The sequence below is a fragment of the Prosthecobacter vanneervenii genome (genome assembly GCF_014203095.1).
Classification (GTDB): Bacteria; Verrucomicrobiota; Verrucomicrobiia; order Verrucomicrobiales; family Verrucomicrobiaceae; genus Prosthecobacter; species Prosthecobacter vanneervenii.
The window spans coordinates 1-15,708 of record NZ_JACHIG010000012.1 but is presented as its reverse complement, the minus strand read 5'-3'; the positions used below and the strand labels follow the sequence as shown (position 1 = coordinate 15,708).

General features: G+C 59.8%; 14 protein-coding genes. 8 read left to right on the top strand and 6 right to left on the bottom strand.

Annotation, left to right across the window (positions count from 1 at the left end):
- Positions 1–47: 47 nt before the first annotated feature.
- A complete protein-coding gene (locus HNQ65_RS21865) occupies positions 48–368 on the bottom strand; it encodes a hypothetical protein (RefSeq protein WP_184343045.1) in 321 nt (106 codons plus the stop codon).
- A gap of 169 nt (positions 369–537) precedes the next feature.
- On the opposite strand from HNQ65_RS21865, the gene HNQ65_RS21860 reads away from it, so the two are divergent.
- Positions 538–1,476: a tetratricopeptide repeat protein gene (locus tag HNQ65_RS21860; protein WP_184343043.1), complete on the top strand. Its 939-nt coding sequence runs from the start codon at positions 538–540 to the stop codon at positions 1,474–1,476.
- 60 nt (positions 1,477–1,536) lie between these two features.
- A complete protein-coding gene (locus HNQ65_RS21855) occupies positions 1,537–2,115 on the top strand; it encodes a class I SAM-dependent methyltransferase (protein ID WP_184343040.1) in 579 nt (192 codons plus the stop codon).
- A 3-nt stretch (positions 2,116–2,118) separates the two neighbouring features.
- Here the strand turns inward: HNQ65_RS21855 and HNQ65_RS21850 are convergent, their stop codons facing one another.
- Entirely contained in the window at positions 2,119–3,561 is a 1,443-nt protein-coding gene (locus HNQ65_RS21850) for a sulfatase (RefSeq protein ID WP_184343038.1), read from the bottom strand.
- A gap of 84 nt (positions 3,562–3,645) precedes the next feature.
- Here HNQ65_RS21850 and HNQ65_RS21845 point away from each other — a divergent pair, with 84 nt between their 5' ends.
- On the top strand, positions 3,646–4,488 hold the full coding sequence (locus HNQ65_RS21845; RefSeq protein ID WP_184343036.1) for an alpha/beta hydrolase family protein: 843 nt from the start codon (positions 3,646–3,648) through the stop codon (positions 4,486–4,488).
- Positions 4,489–4,524: 36 nt separating this feature from the next.
- On the opposite strand, the gene HNQ65_RS21840 is transcribed toward HNQ65_RS21845, so the two are convergent.
- A complete protein-coding gene (locus HNQ65_RS21840) occupies positions 4,525–5,136 on the bottom strand; it encodes a hypothetical protein (RefSeq protein WP_184343034.1) in 612 nt (203 codons plus the stop codon).
- 2 nt (positions 5,137–5,138) lie between these two features.
- Positions 5,139–6,614 (bottom strand): lysine--tRNA ligase, encoded by a 1,476-nt coding sequence (gene lysS / locus HNQ65_RS21835; RefSeq protein ID WP_184343032.1) that lies wholly within the window; start codon positions 6,612–6,614, stop codon positions 5,139–5,141.
- Positions 6,615–6,731: 117 nt separating this feature from the next.
- Between lysS and HNQ65_RS21830 the strand changes: the two genes are divergently transcribed.
- Positions 6,732–7,577, top strand: a complete 846-nt coding sequence (locus tag HNQ65_RS21830; RefSeq protein WP_184343029.1) for a hypothetical protein — start codon at positions 6,732–6,734, stop codon at positions 7,575–7,577.
- 308 nt (positions 7,578–7,885) lie between these two features.
- On the opposite strand, the gene HNQ65_RS21825 is transcribed toward HNQ65_RS21830, so the two are convergent.
- Both HNQ65_RS21825 and HNQ65_RS21820 read right to left on the bottom strand, forming a co-directional pair.
- Positions 7,886–8,791 (bottom strand): PIG-L deacetylase family protein, encoded by a 906-nt coding sequence (locus tag HNQ65_RS21825; RefSeq protein WP_184343026.1) that lies wholly within the window; start codon positions 8,789–8,791, stop codon positions 7,886–7,888.
- A gap of 334 nt (positions 8,792–9,125) precedes the next feature.
- Complete coding sequence (locus HNQ65_RS21820) at positions 9,126–10,610, bottom strand: MFS transporter (protein ID WP_184343024.1); 1,485 nt, start codon at positions 10,608–10,610, stop codon at positions 9,126–9,128.
- Between the two features lie 147 nt (positions 10,611–10,757).
- On the opposite strand from HNQ65_RS21820, the gene HNQ65_RS21815 reads away from it, so the two are divergent.
- Genes HNQ65_RS21815 through HNQ65_RS21800 form a run of 4 tightly spaced genes read left to right on the top strand, consistent with a single transcriptional unit; the run spans position 10,758 to position 15,451 of the window.
- Positions 10,758–11,162, top strand: coding sequence for a BlaI/MecI/CopY family transcriptional regulator (locus HNQ65_RS21815; RefSeq protein ID WP_184343022.1), 405 nt, complete (start codon positions 10,758–10,760; stop codon positions 11,160–11,162).
- The gene (locus tag HNQ65_RS21810; RefSeq protein WP_184343019.1) at positions 11,159–13,801 is read left to right on the top strand and encodes a M56 family metallopeptidase; all 2,643 of its coding nucleotides are present in this window, start codon (positions 11,159–11,161) and stop codon (positions 13,799–13,801) included. The genes HNQ65_RS21815 and HNQ65_RS21810 overlap by 4 nt, the downstream gene beginning before the upstream one ends.
- 56 nt (positions 13,802–13,857) lie before the next feature.
- Entirely contained in the window at positions 13,858–14,880 is a 1,023-nt protein-coding gene (locus tag HNQ65_RS21805; RefSeq protein ID WP_184343016.1) for a methyltransferase, read from the top strand.
- 52 nt (positions 14,881–14,932) lie between these two features.
- The gene (locus HNQ65_RS21800; protein WP_184343013.1) at positions 14,933–15,451 is read left to right on the top strand and encodes a hypothetical protein; all 519 of its coding nucleotides are present in this window, start codon (positions 14,933–14,935) and stop codon (positions 15,449–15,451) included.
- The last annotated feature ends 257 nt before the right edge of the window (positions 15,452–15,708 follow it).

Here is a 15,708-nt window from a genome sequence, read left to right as displayed (position 1 = left end):
TCAAGCGTACAGCCTAGGGGCCGAGGAAACTCATGCCCGGGCTGGGATCAGCGGGTGACGACGTTGGTCTCCAGCTTTGGCAGGGCGCGCACGATGATGCGGTCCTCCACCGAAGTGCCGCGAGGGGAGACGATGGTGATTTCCTCGTAAACTTTGCCGATGTCCTTATTCGTCAGCGGATGATGGATGAGCCTGCGGGTGGCCACGGTGGTATCGCCCAGGGTTTGCACCGAGACATTGCCCGTGGCGGTCGGGGTGGCGGACTGAGCTGTGCGCACCGTGGTCCGATGGCTGGCGCACTGCGTGAGTAGCAGAGCGGCGGAAAGTGCAAGAGCGGCGGAACTAAGGGATTTGAAGAGGGTTTTCATGGGTTGGGTGTCGTCTTGTCTGCTTCGGGTGGAGCAGTCACGGTGTTGGATGCCCATGGTAAAACATTGTTCAAAGTTTGTGGGGCTTGGCCTGTGACGAATTGGGATTGGGGATGCCATTTTTAGTCTTGATTCGGCCTGGCGGGGTTCGCATTCTTTACTCTGTTTCATGCAATTAAAGCCTCTCTATCCGCTGGCGCTTTTCGTGAGCGTGCTGCCATGGTCCAGCCTGGAAGCTGAGCCGAAGGGGATGGATAGTGCCGGCGATAAAGGCCGGCTGCTGGTGCTGCATCAGCATTACCAAAGTGCCGCGGCCCTTTCTGCGCAAGGGAGGCTGGTGGAGGCGGAGGCTGAGCTGAGGAAGATCGTGGCTGTCAGTGGCGAGGTGTTTGGGAAAAACCACCCTGACACGCTGGTGAGCCGCAGTGATCTGGCTGCCACGCTGGCTGCAGAGGGCAAGTATGCGGAGGCTGAAAAGGAAAACCGCGCGGTCCTGGCCATCCGCGAAAAGGTGCTGGGCAAGGAGCACCCGGACACACTCATCAGCCGCAACAACCTGGCTGCCGCGCTGCAGGAGCAGGGGCGGGCGGGCGAGGCGGTGCGCGAGTATCGTGCGGTGCTGGCCGTGCGGCAGCGCGTGCTGGGGCCGGAGCACTCCGATACGCTGGACGCACGCAACAATCTGGCCACCGCGCTGAATGAACAGGGCAGGCATGCGGAGGCTGAAAAGGAACACCGGGCGGTACTGGCGCTGCGGGAAAAACTGCTGGGTGCCAAACACCCGAAGACGCTGGCCAGCCGCAACAACCTCGCGGCGGTGCTGCAGGAGCAGCAGCGCTATGAGGCGGCTGAGCAGGAGCACCGCACGGTGCTGGCGCTGCGGGAAAAGGTGCTGGGCGCGCGGCATCCGGACGTCTTCATGAGCTGCTTTAACCTGGCGCTTTGCCAGGAGGCGCAGGCGAAGCATGCCGAGGCGCTGGCGCTGATGAAGCGTGCGCAGGCAGGATTTAAGAAGAGCCTGGGGACGGCGCATCCCTACACGCGCTATGCGGAGGAGTGCAGGGCACGCATCGAGGAAGAGATCAAAAAACAAAAGCTTCCGCGATAGTTTATTCTAGCCCGCAAAAAGCCTCGCGTCATGAATGGTACTCGTTAACATCCGCGCCGAATGTCTGCCGTCAGCTTTGTCAAAGAATTGCGCCATAACTGGAAAACCATCGGAGCGGTGGCGCCTTCCAGCGTGGCGCTGGCAGAGCGGATGATGGAAGCGGCGGGTGTGTGGAAGTCTAAACGCATTCTGGAGCTGGGGCCCGGCACGGGAGCCTTTACGGCGGCGATCGCCGACACAATGCCGCATGGGTCCGAGTATCTGGGCATCGAGCTGATCGACTCCTTTGTGCAGCAGCTGAGGCCGCGCTTTCCGAAGATGCGCTTTGAGTGTGCAGGGGCGCAGGAGTTTGACTTTTCGCAGGTGCTGCCTGAGGGGGAGAAATTTGACACGATCGTGAGCGGGCTGCCGTGGACGGCGTTTCCGCGCGGGCTGCAGGAGGCCATTTTGGGCAATGTACTGCCGCACCTGGCGCCGGGCGGGTGCTTTGCCACGTTCGCGTACTGGGGCTTTCACAAGCTGCCGGGCGGCCGGCAGTTCCGGGCGCTGCTGCATGAGCTGACGCATGGCGTGGAGACCAGCCGCATCGTGTGGGGGAATGTGCCGCCGGCGTTTGTGTATCTGGCGCGGAAGGGGTGAAGGCTATTCGGCCTTCTCCTGCTTCTTTTTGCCTTTGCCCTTGCCCTTGCCTTGTTTTTTTGGAGCAGGAGTGGTCTGCGCTTCGTTTTTGGCAGGCATGGGGGCTTTGATGGCTTCGCGCCAGGCGAGCATTTTGGCGTGGAGTTCCTTGGTTTTTTCGGGCTGCTCGGCGGCGAGGTTTTTCTGCTCGCCGATGTCGTCCTTGAGGTTGTAGAGCTCAAGGCGGCCGTCTTCGAAGAACTCCATGAGCTTCCAGTCGCCCTGCTCGATGAGGCCGACGGGGGTGGTGCGCCAGGTGTTTTCGCCTGCGCCGAGATAGCCGGGGAAGTGCTGGTAGATGGCGTCGCGCTTGAGGCTGGCGGAGGCGGAGCGGAAGACGGGCACGAGGCTCTCGCCATCAAGGGGCTGGTTTTCGGGAAGGGGGGCTTTGGCGATTTCGGCGAGGGTGGGGTAGAGATCGACGTGGATGGTGGGTACGTCGCTGCTGGAGCCGGGCGTGGTGACGCCGGGCCAGCGGACGATGAAGGGGACGCGGGTGCCGCCTTCATAGAGGCTGCCTTTGCCGCTGCGGAGGGGGGCGTTGTCGGTGATGTCGCCGCCTCTTTTAATGCCCTCGCGGGCGTAGCCGCCCACGCCGCCGTTGTCGCTGGTGAAGATGAGGACGGTGTTGTCGGCGAGCTTGAGTTCTTCCAGCGTGGACATGACGCGGCCGACGCTCTCGTCCACGCTGGCGATCATGGCGGCGTAAACCGGATCGTGATGGCCGCCGACAGGGGCTTTGTCCTTGAAGCGGGCGATGAGGTTTTCCTTGGCTTCGTGAGGGGAGTGAACGCCGAAGTGGGGGAGGTAGAGGAAAAAGGGGGCGTCTTTGTGACGCTGGATGAAATCGACGGCTTTGTCGGTGAGGAAGTCGGCGAGGTATTCATCCTTGGGGTGCTCGATCTTGGGCTGGGTCTTGAAGTTGAAGTGTTTTCCCATGGAGACGATGGCCTCGTCGAAGCCGCGTGCAGCGGGGTGGTGGGTCTCGTCTTCGCCAAGGTGCCATTTGCCGAACATGGCGGTGGCGTAGCCGGCTTTTTTCAGGGTCTGGGCGATGGTGATCTTTTCCAGCGGGAGCTGGGTGACGTTTTCCACCGGGCGCAGGGGGCGGCTCTCCCACTCGAAGCGGCCGATGCCGCCGACAGTGTAAACGCCGGTGCGCGGGGCGTACTGGCCGCTCATGAGCGCGGCACGGGTGGGCTGGCAGTTCTGGCAGTGGTGGTGGCGGGTGAGCTTCATGCCCTGCGAGGCCAGCTTGTCGATATTGGGCGTCTCGTAGTACTTGGAGCCGAAGCAGGCCACGTCTGTGTAGCCGAGGTCGTCCGCCAGGATGAAGATGATGTGGGGCGTGCGGTCGGCTGCTGGTAACGCGGTGGCGAGGAGGAGCAGGCAGAGTAGGTGCTTCATGCGCCCCGTGAACGGTGGGGGGAGCGGCCAGATTGCACGATTTCAGCATCGACAGCCGAGGGCGAAGCCGCTTTCATCGCGGGCATGTTCCGCTCCCTCCTGATCCTCCCCTGCCTGGCTGCGCTCGGTTTTGCCGCTGACACCACCAAGAACGCCTACGGCAACATCAAGCCCGGCGTGCGCTCGCCGATCACGTTTACGGTGTCGCCGCAGGTTTCGGACAATGCGCAGATCAAGATGCGCATGCATGCGATGGAGACTCCGCCGCCGTATGACGTGAGCATGGAGAAGTACGACATCATTGTGCCGAAGAAGTACAAGAAGGGTGTGCCGCATGGGCTTTTCATCTGGGTGAGCCCGAGCAATGCGCCCTCGATTTCCCCCGAGTGGGAGGCGGTGCTGGCGGACAAGAAGCTGATCTTTGTGGGGGCGCACAATTCCGGGAACAACCGCGAGGTCTTTGCGCGCATGCGCCTGGCGGTGGATGCGAATGACAACCTGCGCAGCCTCTTCGACATCGATGACAAGCGCGTGTATGTCTCCGGCTTCTCCGGCGGCGGCCGTGTGGCGAGCATGCTGGGCGTGACGTATGCGGACATGTTTACGGGGACCATCGCCTTCATGGGGACGAATTTTTACACGGACATCGTCAGCCTGGACAAGAAGGAGGTCTTTGAGGCGCGCTACATTCCGCATGAGGAGATCGCAGCGCTGGCGAAGGCAGAGGGGCGCTATGTGCTGGTGACCGGGGAGAATGATTTTAATCTGGGCAACACACGCGCCGTGTTTGAAAACGGCTTCAAGAAGGAGGGCTTCAAGCACGTGGACCTGATCAATGTGCCCGGCCAGGGCCACCAGCCGCCGCAGGCGGAGTGGCTCAAGAAGGCGATCGATTTTCTGGATGGGGGGAAGGCGGGGAAGAAGTGACTTCAGCAAACATCGCCATACAATTCTTTTGAAGCGTCAGGGGTCTCGTGTGTCATTGATCTCTTTTACCATGCGTCTCAAGCCACTTGGAGAGACGTGATATCGATCCCACATACGCCGTCTGAGAACAGATGTTGTCTGGAGCTTTTCTCTGTTAGTGCCTAGAGACATCGTTCCGCCCTGCTCTGCAGCGGAGAAACTGGCAACCCCCTGATAGGGAATTGCAAAAAGAACAAAATCTGAGTTCCTGGATTTATACTGGCTTCGATAGCGAGCATCAATCGCGCCGACCAAAACCAACAAATGGTAGCGCTTTTTTCCGCCAGATCCGCGGAATTTGTGCCATACCCATTTTTTGGAAGAGGAACCTTTGCTGGTCGAAAGACAACCGGAAGCTTTGATTTCGATTCTACATTTGCCGACTAACAAGTCATGATCACTGTGACTGTGAGTGGCTACTCCCTTTTTGAAAAGGTTCTGCACATACCTTTCGGCCTCCGCACCGGTTTTTGTTCCCGTGTGGTGTTGTCCTTTTTTAAGATCTGCAGATAAATTTGCACACTCTTGCTTCTTTTTCGATAGTTCGGAACGAAGCCGTTTAATTTCCCTAATAAGGGCCGCCCGCGGCGCTGTTGTTAGGGAAATCATTTTTAATCCCGGCGCTTCAACTGCGGGAAGAGGATGACGTCGCGGATGCTTTCGGCGCCGGTGAGCATCATGATGAGGCGGTCGATGCCGATGCCGATGCCGCCGGCGGGGGGCATGCCGTGCTCGAGGGCGAGGATGAACTCCTCGTCGATCTTCTGGGTTTCTTCGCCGGCCTGGTGCTCCAGGCGCTCGCGCTGGACGATGGGATTGTTGAGCTCGGAGTAGCCGGGGCTGATTTCCTGGCCGTTGATGACGAGTTCGTACACATCGACGATGGAGCCGTCCTCGGCGTTTTGCTTGGCGAGGGGAACGAGCTCCTTCGGGCAATGGGTGACGTAGAGAGGATCGAACTGTTTGGCTTCGATGAGGCGCTCGAAGACATGCTGAGTAACTTCGTAGTCTTCGAAGTTGGCGCCGATTTCGACGCCGAGCTCCTGGGCGCGGGCCTTGCGCTGCTCAGGAGTGTATTCATACCACTGGGGGTCGATCTCCTTGAGAAGGTCGGTGTAGCGGGCACGACGCCAGGGGCGCTGCAGATTGATGGTCTTGGTGACGTTGCCGTCCTCGTCCTTGTGCTCGATCTTGAGGCCGCCGCAGAAGTTTTCGGCGAGGTGGCAGATCATGCCTTCGACGAGGTCGGCCATCTTTTCAAAGTCGGCGTAGGCCCAGTAGGCCTCGAGCATGGTGAACTCGGGGTTGTGACGACGGCTGAGGCCTTCGTTGCGGAAGTTGCGGTTGAGCTCGAAAATCTGCGTGAAGCCGGCGACGAGCAGACGCTTCAGATAAAGCTCCGGCGCAATGCGCAGGAACATGGGCTGATTGAGCGCGTGGAAGAAGGTTTCGAAGGGCTTGGCTGCCGCGCCGCCGGCGACGTCCTGCATCATGGGGGTTTCGACTTCGAGGAAGCCGCGCTCCTGCAGGAAGCTGCGGATGGAGGCGACCATCTTGCTGCGGGTCACGAAGATCTCGCGGCTGCGATCATTGGAGATGAGATCGAGGTAGCGCTGGCGGTACTTGATCTCCTTGTCGGTGACACCGTGCCACTTGTCCGGCAGGGGACGCAGGGCCTTGGAGAGCGGGGTGAGTTTTTTGACGTGGATGGAGCGCTCGCCGCGCTTGGTGATGAAGCTCAGACCTTCGACGCCGACGAAATCGCCGATGTCGATGAGCTGGTTGAACTGCACGTAGGCTTCGTCGCCCACATCGCCCTTGCTGAGGTAGCACTGCATGCGGCCGGTGATGTCGCCGAGGTCAAAGAAGGTGGCCTTGCCCATCTCGCGACGGGAGAGCACGCGGCCTGCGACACGGACTTCGAGGCCTTCGGTGAAGTTGGCCTTGAGCGCGCCAGGCTGGTGGGTGGTGTCGAAGCGGCCGCCAAAGGGATCGATGCCCGTCTTCACCAGTCCTTCCAGCTTTTCACGGCGGAATTGGAGAAGTTCAGACTCGGAATGTTCAGGGGCTGCGGGCGTCGGTTGCATGGTCGTACGGATAGTGGGGCCGTGTTCATAGCCCGTTCCGGGAGGTTTGCCACTGCAAATGCCGCCGGGGGTCCTGGAGATTGCCAGACGCGGTCCGGGATGCCAGAATCCGCCACCATGAGATTTTTGCCCTCTGTTTTGCTTTGCTTCTACGCCCTCGCTGGCCTGGCATACGGCCAGCAAAAAGAATGGCCTGAGGTGGAGAAATTTGAGGCGTCTATTCAGAACGTGCTGTGGGATCTGCGTGGCACGAACTCGCTGAAGCATCTGCGCTATGACGGAGAGAAGTTCTTTTCGGTGAGGGCGGACGGGACGAATCAAGGTGCGTTCAAGGACCATGCCTTTGTGGACGCGGGCGTCTTCCAGCTTGTTTTCAGCGACACGCGGGCCGCGTGGTATTTTGTGAGCGATGATCTGAAATACATCACGCCGGTGAACATCAGCGAAATGATCGAGTTCAAGGCCGAGCCTGGCACCGCGATCAAGCCCGTGAAAAATTTCCCGCAGGATGTGCAGAACGTCGTCTGGGTGGGCAGAAACCAGGTGGCTGAGCTGAAGATGCGCTGGAATGGCAAGGAGCTGGAAGTGGGAGCGAAAAAGGATGCGTGGATCGTGCAGAAGGTGGATGCGGTGGTGGCGAACCGCCGTGTGCTGGAGGCGGGTGGTGAAGGCGGCGCGCTTTTCTGGCTGGCGGTCTCCGAGGATGGCTCAGAGGCCACGTGGCTGAAGGTGGAGGATGTCTTCGGCGGGCATGCAGGCGCCAATGCCAGCAAGGCGGCTCAGAGCACGCCAATGACGGGGCTCTCCGCTCAGCAGAATGATCTGGCCAACCATGCCGAAGACTTGATGAATGCGGGAGATAAAATGCGTGCAGCAACGCTGCTGCGCGAGCTGGTTCGCAAAAACGCGGACAACAAGGAGGCGCTGAAAAAGCTGCAGGCCCGGTTTAAGACGCTGAAGTGAGATGAAGAGATAATGAATGGAGCGCGTTCAGGCTCGCTACGTAGATTTGGTGACGGGACTTCCTGTGCAGCAGGCATGCTTCGGGGCTCGTTGCAGACGCTGCTGGTGGAAGCTGAGTGTGGCGGAGTGCTGGGTTTGCTTTCCCGGATTTGTTGGCGGACAACCCAGGGCTTGCTCGTTCCTCGCAGCGCCCTTGGCTGAGTCCCCAGTCCTTTCAGGGCTGAGATGAGTTCGAAAACGGTTTTGTTAAAGAGGAACTCAGTGGAAATGCGATGAGAAGGAAACTTCCGAAATTCGGTGAACGGGCCTTACTTCTGATCGTAGAAAGGGAAGAGCTGTTTGATCTCGGTGGGGCTGGGACGGCGGCCGTATTCGCAGACTTCGAAGGTCTCGGCGTACTTCACGGCTTTGCCTTTTTCTTCGCCGTAGAGCTTGATGAGGAGGTCGCGGAATTTTTCGGCTTCGCTGCTCTGGCGGGCACCCCAGCGGCGTTTGAGCCAGGCGCGGCGTGCGGTTTCATCGGCGGCGGGCGGGACTTCTTTTTCGACGTATTCGGCAGAGCCGCTGGCACCGCCTTCGTAGGCCTGGGAGGTGAGCTCGTGGAGGCCGTCGAGCTTTTGCTCAAAGGAGTCGTCCACGCTGACGGCGATGTCCGGGGTGAAAGGGTAGGGTTTCTGGAAGCCGTCGCTGGAGTAGAGGAAGACGGGGTTCTTTTTCAGCGGCGGGATCTCCGGGCAGATGAAGGGGACGGTGACCATGAAGGCGGCGTCTTGTAGAAGGACGCCGACATAGCGGTGGTCGGGGTGGTAGTCCCACGGGCGGTGGGCGATGACGATGTCGGCCTTCCACTCGCGGATGATGCGGGTGATGAGCTTGCGGTTTTCCAGAGAAGGAAGCAGCTCCCCATCGTGGATGTCGAGGACCTGGGAGGTGACGCCGAGCTTCTGGGCGCAGGCTTTGACCTCGGCCGCGCGGCGCAGGGCCAGTGGGCCGCCGGCTTCTTTCCAGTGGCCGATGTCGCCATTGGTGACGGAGACGAGCTTCACATGATGGCCCAGGCGCGCCCATTTGACGGCGGTGCCTGCGGTTTTGTACTCGGCATCGTCTGGATGCGCGCCGAAGACGACGATGCGGAGCTTGCCGTCGTCCTTGTCCTCGGCGTGAAGGTGGAGGGCGGCGAGGCAGACGACGAGGGTGAGAAGGGAGCGAATCATGGCGGGAGGGGTACGCCGTAATGATGAGGAGTTGTTCAAAGCTCAGTGGCTGAGATTCTCAAAAGAGCCTGAAGTGGAACCAAACCCGGAGGGTCAGTTCCAAAAACGAAAGGAGCGCAAGATAGGAAAAAACAACGAGGCAACATTTCCTCCAAAAAGGGGCACGCCTGATCAAGTAAACTGCGAGCCCTGCGTGGACAGCAGCAAAGGGCAGAATCTGCCAGAACAGCGCCCTGTAATCAGGCGATGATGCACGGGACGCGAGCAGTGTCCAAAACCCGCTCAGAAGCAGGACGCCAAAGAGCAGGGCTTTGGACATAGACCCGGGGATGGATCAGCCTTCTTCAGCCTTCGGCTCCGGCAGCATGAAGCCGACGACGAGGGCGATGACGGCCATGGCGGTGGCGATGTAGCCTGCGGCCATGGCGACGTGCATGGGCTTCACCGCCTGCGGACCACCAGCGAGCATGGGGGCGAGCCAGCTGGTGTTCAGCGTGGCCATGCAGGTGCCGATCATGCGGCCGCCGACATTGGTGGCGAAGCTGCCGCCGGTACCGCGCAGGTGCATGGGGAAGACTTTGGGCAGGTATTCGCCGAAGTAGCTGAACTGGGCCACGGTGACGAGGCCGCAGATGGCGTAGCCCCAGAGGAAGGCCTGGCCACCGTCTTTAAAGAGGACGAAGTAGGTGACCGGCAGAATGAAGAGCGCGGGGATCTGGAAGACCTTGAGCAGCGCCACACGGCTCATGCCCACGATGAGCAGGACGGCGAGCAGCACTCGGCCAACGAGGCCGCCCATTTCCTGATGGAACTGGACCTTATCGCTCATGGCCTTGACCTTGGCATTGACGGGCTTCTGCTTGTCGAAGTTGGCCTTCATCTCGGCTTTGAGCGCGCCTTTGGCGGCATCGTCGAGGCCGGGGGCTTTCAGCTTGGCGCTGATTTCCATGTCGGTCTTTTTCAGGGCGGCGAGCTGGCCGGCCTCGGCTTTCAGCTCAGGCAGGCCGGGTGTCACGCGGGCCACGGTGACCTGCAACGCACCGAAGGCGATGCCGTAGGCGCAGGCGGAGAGGATGGTGGTGACGAGCGTGACGCGGCGAAGCTCGGAGGAGAAAAGAGCGCCGAAGCTGGGGCGCTTGAGAGTGCCGGCGATTTTTTTGTCCTTCCACACCTTGGACTCAGGCACGAAGGGCAGCATGAGCGCGATGGGGATGGCGGGCAGGATGCCGGACATCAGAGTGTAGCGCCAGGCGCCGATGCCGGTGCTGCCAGCGGGCAGTCCCCAATGAGGAAGGGTGTCGAGATTTTTGCTGATCCACACGCTGACCATGGTGACGAACACGCCGCCCAGAGAGGCGCAGGCCTGGGTGATGCCGAGCCATTTTTCCTTCTGGTGCTTGTCCTCAAAGACCTCCGCCAGCCAAGTGATGGCGGCGACGAACTCCACGCACACTCCAATGAAAGTGGTGCAGCGGAAGAAGATGAAGACGGGCAGGGAGGTGGCGAAGGCGGCGCAGAAGGGAGAGAAGGAGTAGATGAAGATGCTCAGCGCCATGATGGTCTTGCGGCCAAATTTATCGACCAGCCAGCCGCCGAGGAGACCGAAGACACCGCCACAGAGCGCGGCGATCCAGAGCAGCTTGCCGACCCATTCAGTGACGGAGGGATCGCTCGGCAGGACCTTGAGCAGCTCGGCAATGGCGGGGGCTGCGACGAGGGGCGTCATGAGCAGCTCGTAGGTGTCGAACAGGAAGCCGATGCTGGCGATGAGGATGATCAGCCAATGAGTGAGGGTGAATTTGGGTGCGGGAGTGGACATGGCGGGGCGATGCTGTCAGGAGATGGGAGGCAAGTCAACGGGCGGCGTGGGCGGAATTCATCATTCGGATGGTGATTGGTGTGAAGTCCTACATGTGTCGTATTTTTGAATCGACAAATCCGACAAATGTCGTCAAACTCGCGAAATATGGCTAAAAAATCACTCCCGCCACTGTCCGCCGCCGAGCAGGCGCTGATGGACATTCTCTGGAAAAAGCATCCGGCAAGCGTGCTGGAACTGCTGGAAGCGGTGAATCAAGGGCGCAGCGAACCGGTGACGCGCAACACGCTGCAGACACAGCTGACGCGGCTGGAGGCGAAGGGGTGGATCAGCCGTGATGACTCCAGCCGCAGCCATGCCTACGAGCCTGCGGTGGCCGAGCAGAAGGGAAGGACGAGCGTGCTGGCAGATCTGAAGCAGCGCTTTTTTGGCGGGAGCAATCTGGCGCTGGTGCGCTGCCTGGTGGAGAGCGGTGACATCTCCGAGGAGGAACTGGTGGAACTGCGAAAGCTGGTGCGTGGGAGCAGTGCGAAGAAAGGAGACGAGCCATGAATGCGGAGACGATCGCGTGTCTAAATTACGTGGTGCACAGCCTGGTGATTGGAGCAGCGGCGTGGCTGCTGGTGCGGTTTGTGATCCGCGATGCGCTGAGGCGCTGCATCCTGGCGAATCTGGCGGTGCTGATGTGCCTCTATACACCTTTCAACATCGGGATGGAGGATCTGTTTCCACCGCAAAAGCCTGTGCCGGTGTGGACGCCGATCCGGGAGACTTTCAAGGCGGACTGGCGGGTGAGCGTGGCACCGGCGAAGGTGCTGGCGGTGGATGCAGCGCCGCAGGTGAGAAGCTGGGATGTGAATGAGGTAGTGAGGGGGATCCGTTGGTTTGTGTGGATCATCGCGGCGGCTGTGCTGATGAGGCTGCTGTACCAGACCGTGCGGGTGCAGCTGTGGGCGTGGCGGCTGCGAGAGCCCACGCAGTCTGAAATGAGCGGGCTGCCGACGGGAGTGCCCTATGAACGCATCAGCGTGTTTGAAGGCGAAGGCACGCCCTGTGTGGCGGGCTGGTTTTTCCCGGTGATCGCTGTTCCGGCCTCGGCGTTTCAAACGCTCACGCCTCGTGAGTGGAGCTGGCTGCTGCGGCATGAGGCCGAGCACCTGCGGCTGCATGACACGGTGGTGGCGCTGCTGCAAAACATTGTGCGCGCCTGCCAGTGGTGGAACCCTTTTGTGCATGCGCTGATGGAGGAATATGCGCGGGCCCGTGAGGAAATGTGTGATGCCGCCGCGGTGGGGGGAAAGCGTGAGACTACGGCCTATGCGGACTTTCTGCTGGCCTGGGCTGCGAAGCCGGTGGCGCAGCAGGCGTGCGTGATGCCGATCGCGTATTCGCGGCCCGCACGGCGGCTGAAGGCCAGACTGGTGGCGCTGATGGAGGCGCGTGGCGTGAGGAAAAAGGCGGGGGCGCTGTTTGTGCTGGGGTGTCTCGCATTCGCAGTGATTGCGCCGATGATTGCAGCGTCGTTTGGGATTGCGACTGCGGCAGCGCAGGAAGCGGTGAAGGCGGGAGATGATGGGGCCATGCGCACGCGGAGATACACGGTAACACATGGTTTTCTGGATGCTGAAGCGGCACATGCATATCCTTTTGCACCGGGGGAAACGCCGCCTGCCCCTGCTCCTCGGAAGACCGCCCGCCAACTGCTGGAAGAGAAAGGCGTGCTGTTTCCGCCGGGGGCATCAGCAGTATACGATCCGAGGACTTCACAGCTCATCGTGCGGAATACGCCGGCCCATATGGAGAAGGTGGAACGGGCCATCGAAGTACTCAATCAGCGCCTTATGATGGTGCACTTCAACTGCAAGATGGTTCAGGCTGATCGTTTTTTTGGCATTCATCAGAGCATTCTTTCAAATGCTGATTTGCAGGCGCTCATGGGCACTTTCAGTGTGCTGAAGGGAATTGATCTGCTGACTTCTCCGAATGTGACGACCCGATTTGATCAGAATGCGATCATTGAGGTGACACGCGAGGTGCAGCCCAAGGTTTTGCCAGACGGGAAGCTGAGCGGAGATCAGAAGTATGTGGGAATGCACATCGAGCTTCTCGCCAAATCACCTGTGAGGGGGAAAGCGATCATTGAAACCACGGCCAGTCTTGGGATCGATCCGGATGCAAACGACGTGTGGTTGCCGAAAGGCATGAGCGATGCCGACTGGGGAAAGGTACGCATCCACAGCGTGGGTGGCAAGGCAGCGCTGGCCAGCGGGGAGACGCTGCTGCTGCATCTTCCAAATTCGAAACGACCGGTCACGGTGCTCATCACTGCCAATACGATCGATCCACGTGGCGGCCGTGGGGGCAGTTTTTCCTCGACTATGGGGATGGCTCCGCCAGCGAGTCAGGGAAGTAATGTGACTGATGAGAAGGACGCTGAAAAGAAGACGGCTGAACTGCCCCGGCGTGTTTACCTTGTGCCAGTCGGATTTGGAGATGGTAAAAAGCCAGCGGAATACCTGGAAGCCAAGGGGGTGGACTTTCCTCAGGGAGCCAATGCGGTGCTGGCGGATGGCAAGCTGACTGTCCAAAACACGCGCAAAAATCTCGACCTTATCGAGCAGCTGCTGCTGAAAAGCATGACTGCGGGCGGAGACAAAGCGGTGTCAATCAAGGTCGATGTGCACGTGGCTGAAGTGGAGGACGGCAAGATTTTGGGCGAATGGAATCCTGAAAAATCGACATGGATCCGCGAGCCGGGAGCCGCCCCCGTGTCCATCAGGCAGGCACCGCCGGAGGTGAGGCATGTCTTTTCTGCGGCAGGCGTGATGACGGATGCTCAATGGCGGACGCTGCAGGGAGGCATCAAGGGGAAGGCGGGAGTCTTGCTGGATGCGCTGCCAGGCAGGAGCATGAAACATGACGAGAGAGCCGTGTTTGATATGCCGGCAGCTTTGGGTGGCGGGCAGCTTGCCGTGAGGCCGCAGATCACATCGAGCAGCGGCAGCCTGAGTGTTAACCTGCAGTTTCCTGACCTCATCCCTGCTGCGAAGAGACTGATGACGACCCAAGTGCAGATCTGGGACGGTCAGACGGTGGCTTTCAGCGGCATTCCCTCAGAGAAGGAAAAGGTTTTTCGGGTGATCTTTGTCACCGCCAGACTGGTTTACCCGTCTGACGATGGGAAGAAATGAAGTGACCGATTATTCGGCAGTGGTGATTTGGGATTCGTCATTCATGGTGCGGCACCATGCACGACCTGACCTCCGCCCCTGCCACTGATCCGACCAGCATTTATCGTTATCGCGACTGCCTCTATGGGGCTGACATGGTGACGGCGGCGCTGAGCGTGGATTTCTTCACGTGGCTATCGGCCAATCCATCTTCGCTGGCGGGGATCTGCGAGCACTTTGGATTCACGGAGCGTCCGGCGGACACGATGATGACGCTCTTTGCGGCGAATGACTGGGTGCGGAATGTGGGTGGTGTGTTTCACACGACGGAGGTGGCGCGGGAGTTTATGTGCGCGGGGCCGGTGTGGGATGTGCGGCCGTATTTTGCCTCCCTGCATGATCGCCCCATCGCGCGCGATTTTCTGGAAGTGCTGCGCACGGACAAGCCTGCGGGCTGGAGCGGAGACAAGGCGGCCTTTGACTGGCACAAGGCGATGGAGCAGGAGGATTTTGCGCGGAAGTTTACCGCCGCGATGGACTGTCGCGGGGTGCTGCTCTCCCAGGCATTGGCAAAGAAGCTGGATCTGACCGGGCGCAGCTGTGTGCTGGATATCGGGGCGGGGTCGGGTGTGTATGCGTGTGCGATCACGGCGCAGCACCAGCACATGAGAGGTGTCGCGTTTGATCAGGCGCCGGTGGATCGCATCGCGGGCAAGCTGATCGAGGAACGTGGCTGCGCAGATCGCGTGAGCGTGGCCACGGGCAACATGTTTGAAGGCATGCCCGCGGGGTGTGACGTGCATCTTTTCTCCAATGTGCTGCATGACTGGGGCGTGCCGGAGGTGAAGAAGCTGCTGGCTGTTTCTCATGCCGCGCTGCATGTGGGCGGGCTGCTGATCATTCATGATGCGTTCATCAATGCCGACAAGACGGGGCCGCTGCATACGGCGGAGTATTCGTGCCTGCTGATGCATGCCACGCAGGGCAAGTGCTACAGCACGAGTGAATACGCAGAGATGCTGGATGAAGCTGGATTCACCCCTGGTGATTATCATGATACGATCATCGCACGTGGATTCATGACCGCGATCCGGCGCTAAAATTTAGATTGTGCAAAGAAAGCGAGTTGTCGTATCGTCTAGGAGATTGCTTATGAAATTAATCACCTTGCTTTCTGTCTTCGCCATTGCCGCATCCGTACGTGCTGAAACCACGCTCGTCATGACGGGCGTGCACAACTGCTGCAAGAGCTGCACCAACGGCATCATCAAGGCTGCATCTTCACTCAGCGACGTGACCGTGACTCCCGAAGGCAAGACGGTGACCATCGTGTCCAAGAAGAAGGGCGATGCGAAGAAGGCCGCCGAGGCGATCATCGCCGCAGGTTACTACGGCAAGATCGAAGGCGAGGAATCCGCCTCCAAATCTGCCAGCAAGCCCGCCGCTGCCGCCAAGTCTGAAGCCAAGATGACGAAGGCCACCGTTTCCGGAGTGCACCTCTGCTGCAAAAAATGCGAAGTGGCCGCCGCTGATGCGGTGAAGACCGTCGCAGGCATCACGAAGAGCGACATCGTCGCCAAGGCCACATCATTTACTGTCGAGGGCGAGTTCACCAAGTCTGAACTGGCGTCCGCCCTCAATGCCGCCGGCTTTGCTGGTGACATCAAATAACTACCGCAACCAACAACGAGCGGGGCCGGGGCTTGCGAAAGCGACCCCGGCTTTCTTTTTGTCCCTGAGGCGTGACAAGGATGCCGAGGTATTTGTTGCCAGGGCAATTGTTCAGGAGAGAATTTGCAGGCTTGACGTCTAAAATCGACATATGATTTTATCCTAGTGTTGTGTTAGGTTAGTTCTTTTCAAAACAAGGAAAGGTGCTAGGATACCAGCATGGCTGGAGGACGTCCTACAATTCGATTGAAGTTGAA

Bases quoted from the DNA above. Each gene is read 5' to 3' on its own strand.
- HNQ65_RS21865 (WP_184343045.1), bottom strand. From the start codon at position 368: ATGAAAACCCTCTTCAAATCCCTTAGTTCCGCCGCTCTTGCACTTTCC.
- HNQ65_RS21860 (WP_184343043.1), top strand. From the start codon at position 538: ATGCAATTAAAGCCTCTCTATCCGCTGGCGCTTTTCGTGAGCGTGCTG.
- HNQ65_RS21855 (WP_184343040.1), top strand. From the start codon at position 1,537: ATGTCTGCCGTCAGCTTTGTCAAAGAATTGCGCCATAACTGGAAAACC.
- HNQ65_RS21850 (WP_184343038.1), bottom strand. From the start codon at position 3,561: ATGAAGCACCTACTCTGCCTGCTCCTCCTCGCCACCGCGTTACCAGCA.
- HNQ65_RS21845 (WP_184343036.1), top strand. From the start codon at position 3,646: ATGTTCCGCTCCCTCCTGATCCTCCCCTGCCTGGCTGCGCTCGGTTTT.
- HNQ65_RS21840 (WP_184343034.1), bottom strand. From the start codon at position 5,136: ATGATTTCCCTAACAACAGCGCCGCGGGCGGCCCTTATTAGGGAAATT.
- lysS (WP_184343032.1), bottom strand. From the start codon at position 6,614: ATGCAACCGACGCCCGCAGCCCCTGAACATTCCGAGTCTGAACTTCTC.
- HNQ65_RS21830 (WP_184343029.1), top strand. From the start codon at position 6,732: ATGAGATTTTTGCCCTCTGTTTTGCTTTGCTTCTACGCCCTCGCTGGC.
- HNQ65_RS21825 (WP_184343026.1), bottom strand. From the start codon at position 8,791: ATGATTCGCTCCCTTCTCACCCTCGTCGTCTGCCTCGCCGCCCTCCAC.
- HNQ65_RS21820 (WP_184343024.1), bottom strand. From the start codon at position 10,610: ATGTCCACTCCCGCACCCAAATTCACCCTCACTCATTGGCTGATCATC.
- HNQ65_RS21815 (WP_184343022.1), top strand. From the start codon at position 10,758: ATGGCTAAAAAATCACTCCCGCCACTGTCCGCCGCCGAGCAGGCGCTG.
- HNQ65_RS21810 (WP_184343019.1), top strand. From the start codon at position 11,159: ATGAATGCGGAGACGATCGCGTGTCTAAATTACGTGGTGCACAGCCTG.
- HNQ65_RS21805 (WP_184343016.1), top strand. From the start codon at position 13,858: ATGCACGACCTGACCTCCGCCCCTGCCACTGATCCGACCAGCATTTAT.
- HNQ65_RS21800 (WP_184343013.1), top strand. From the start codon at position 14,933: ATGAAATTAATCACCTTGCTTTCTGTCTTCGCCATTGCCGCATCCGTA.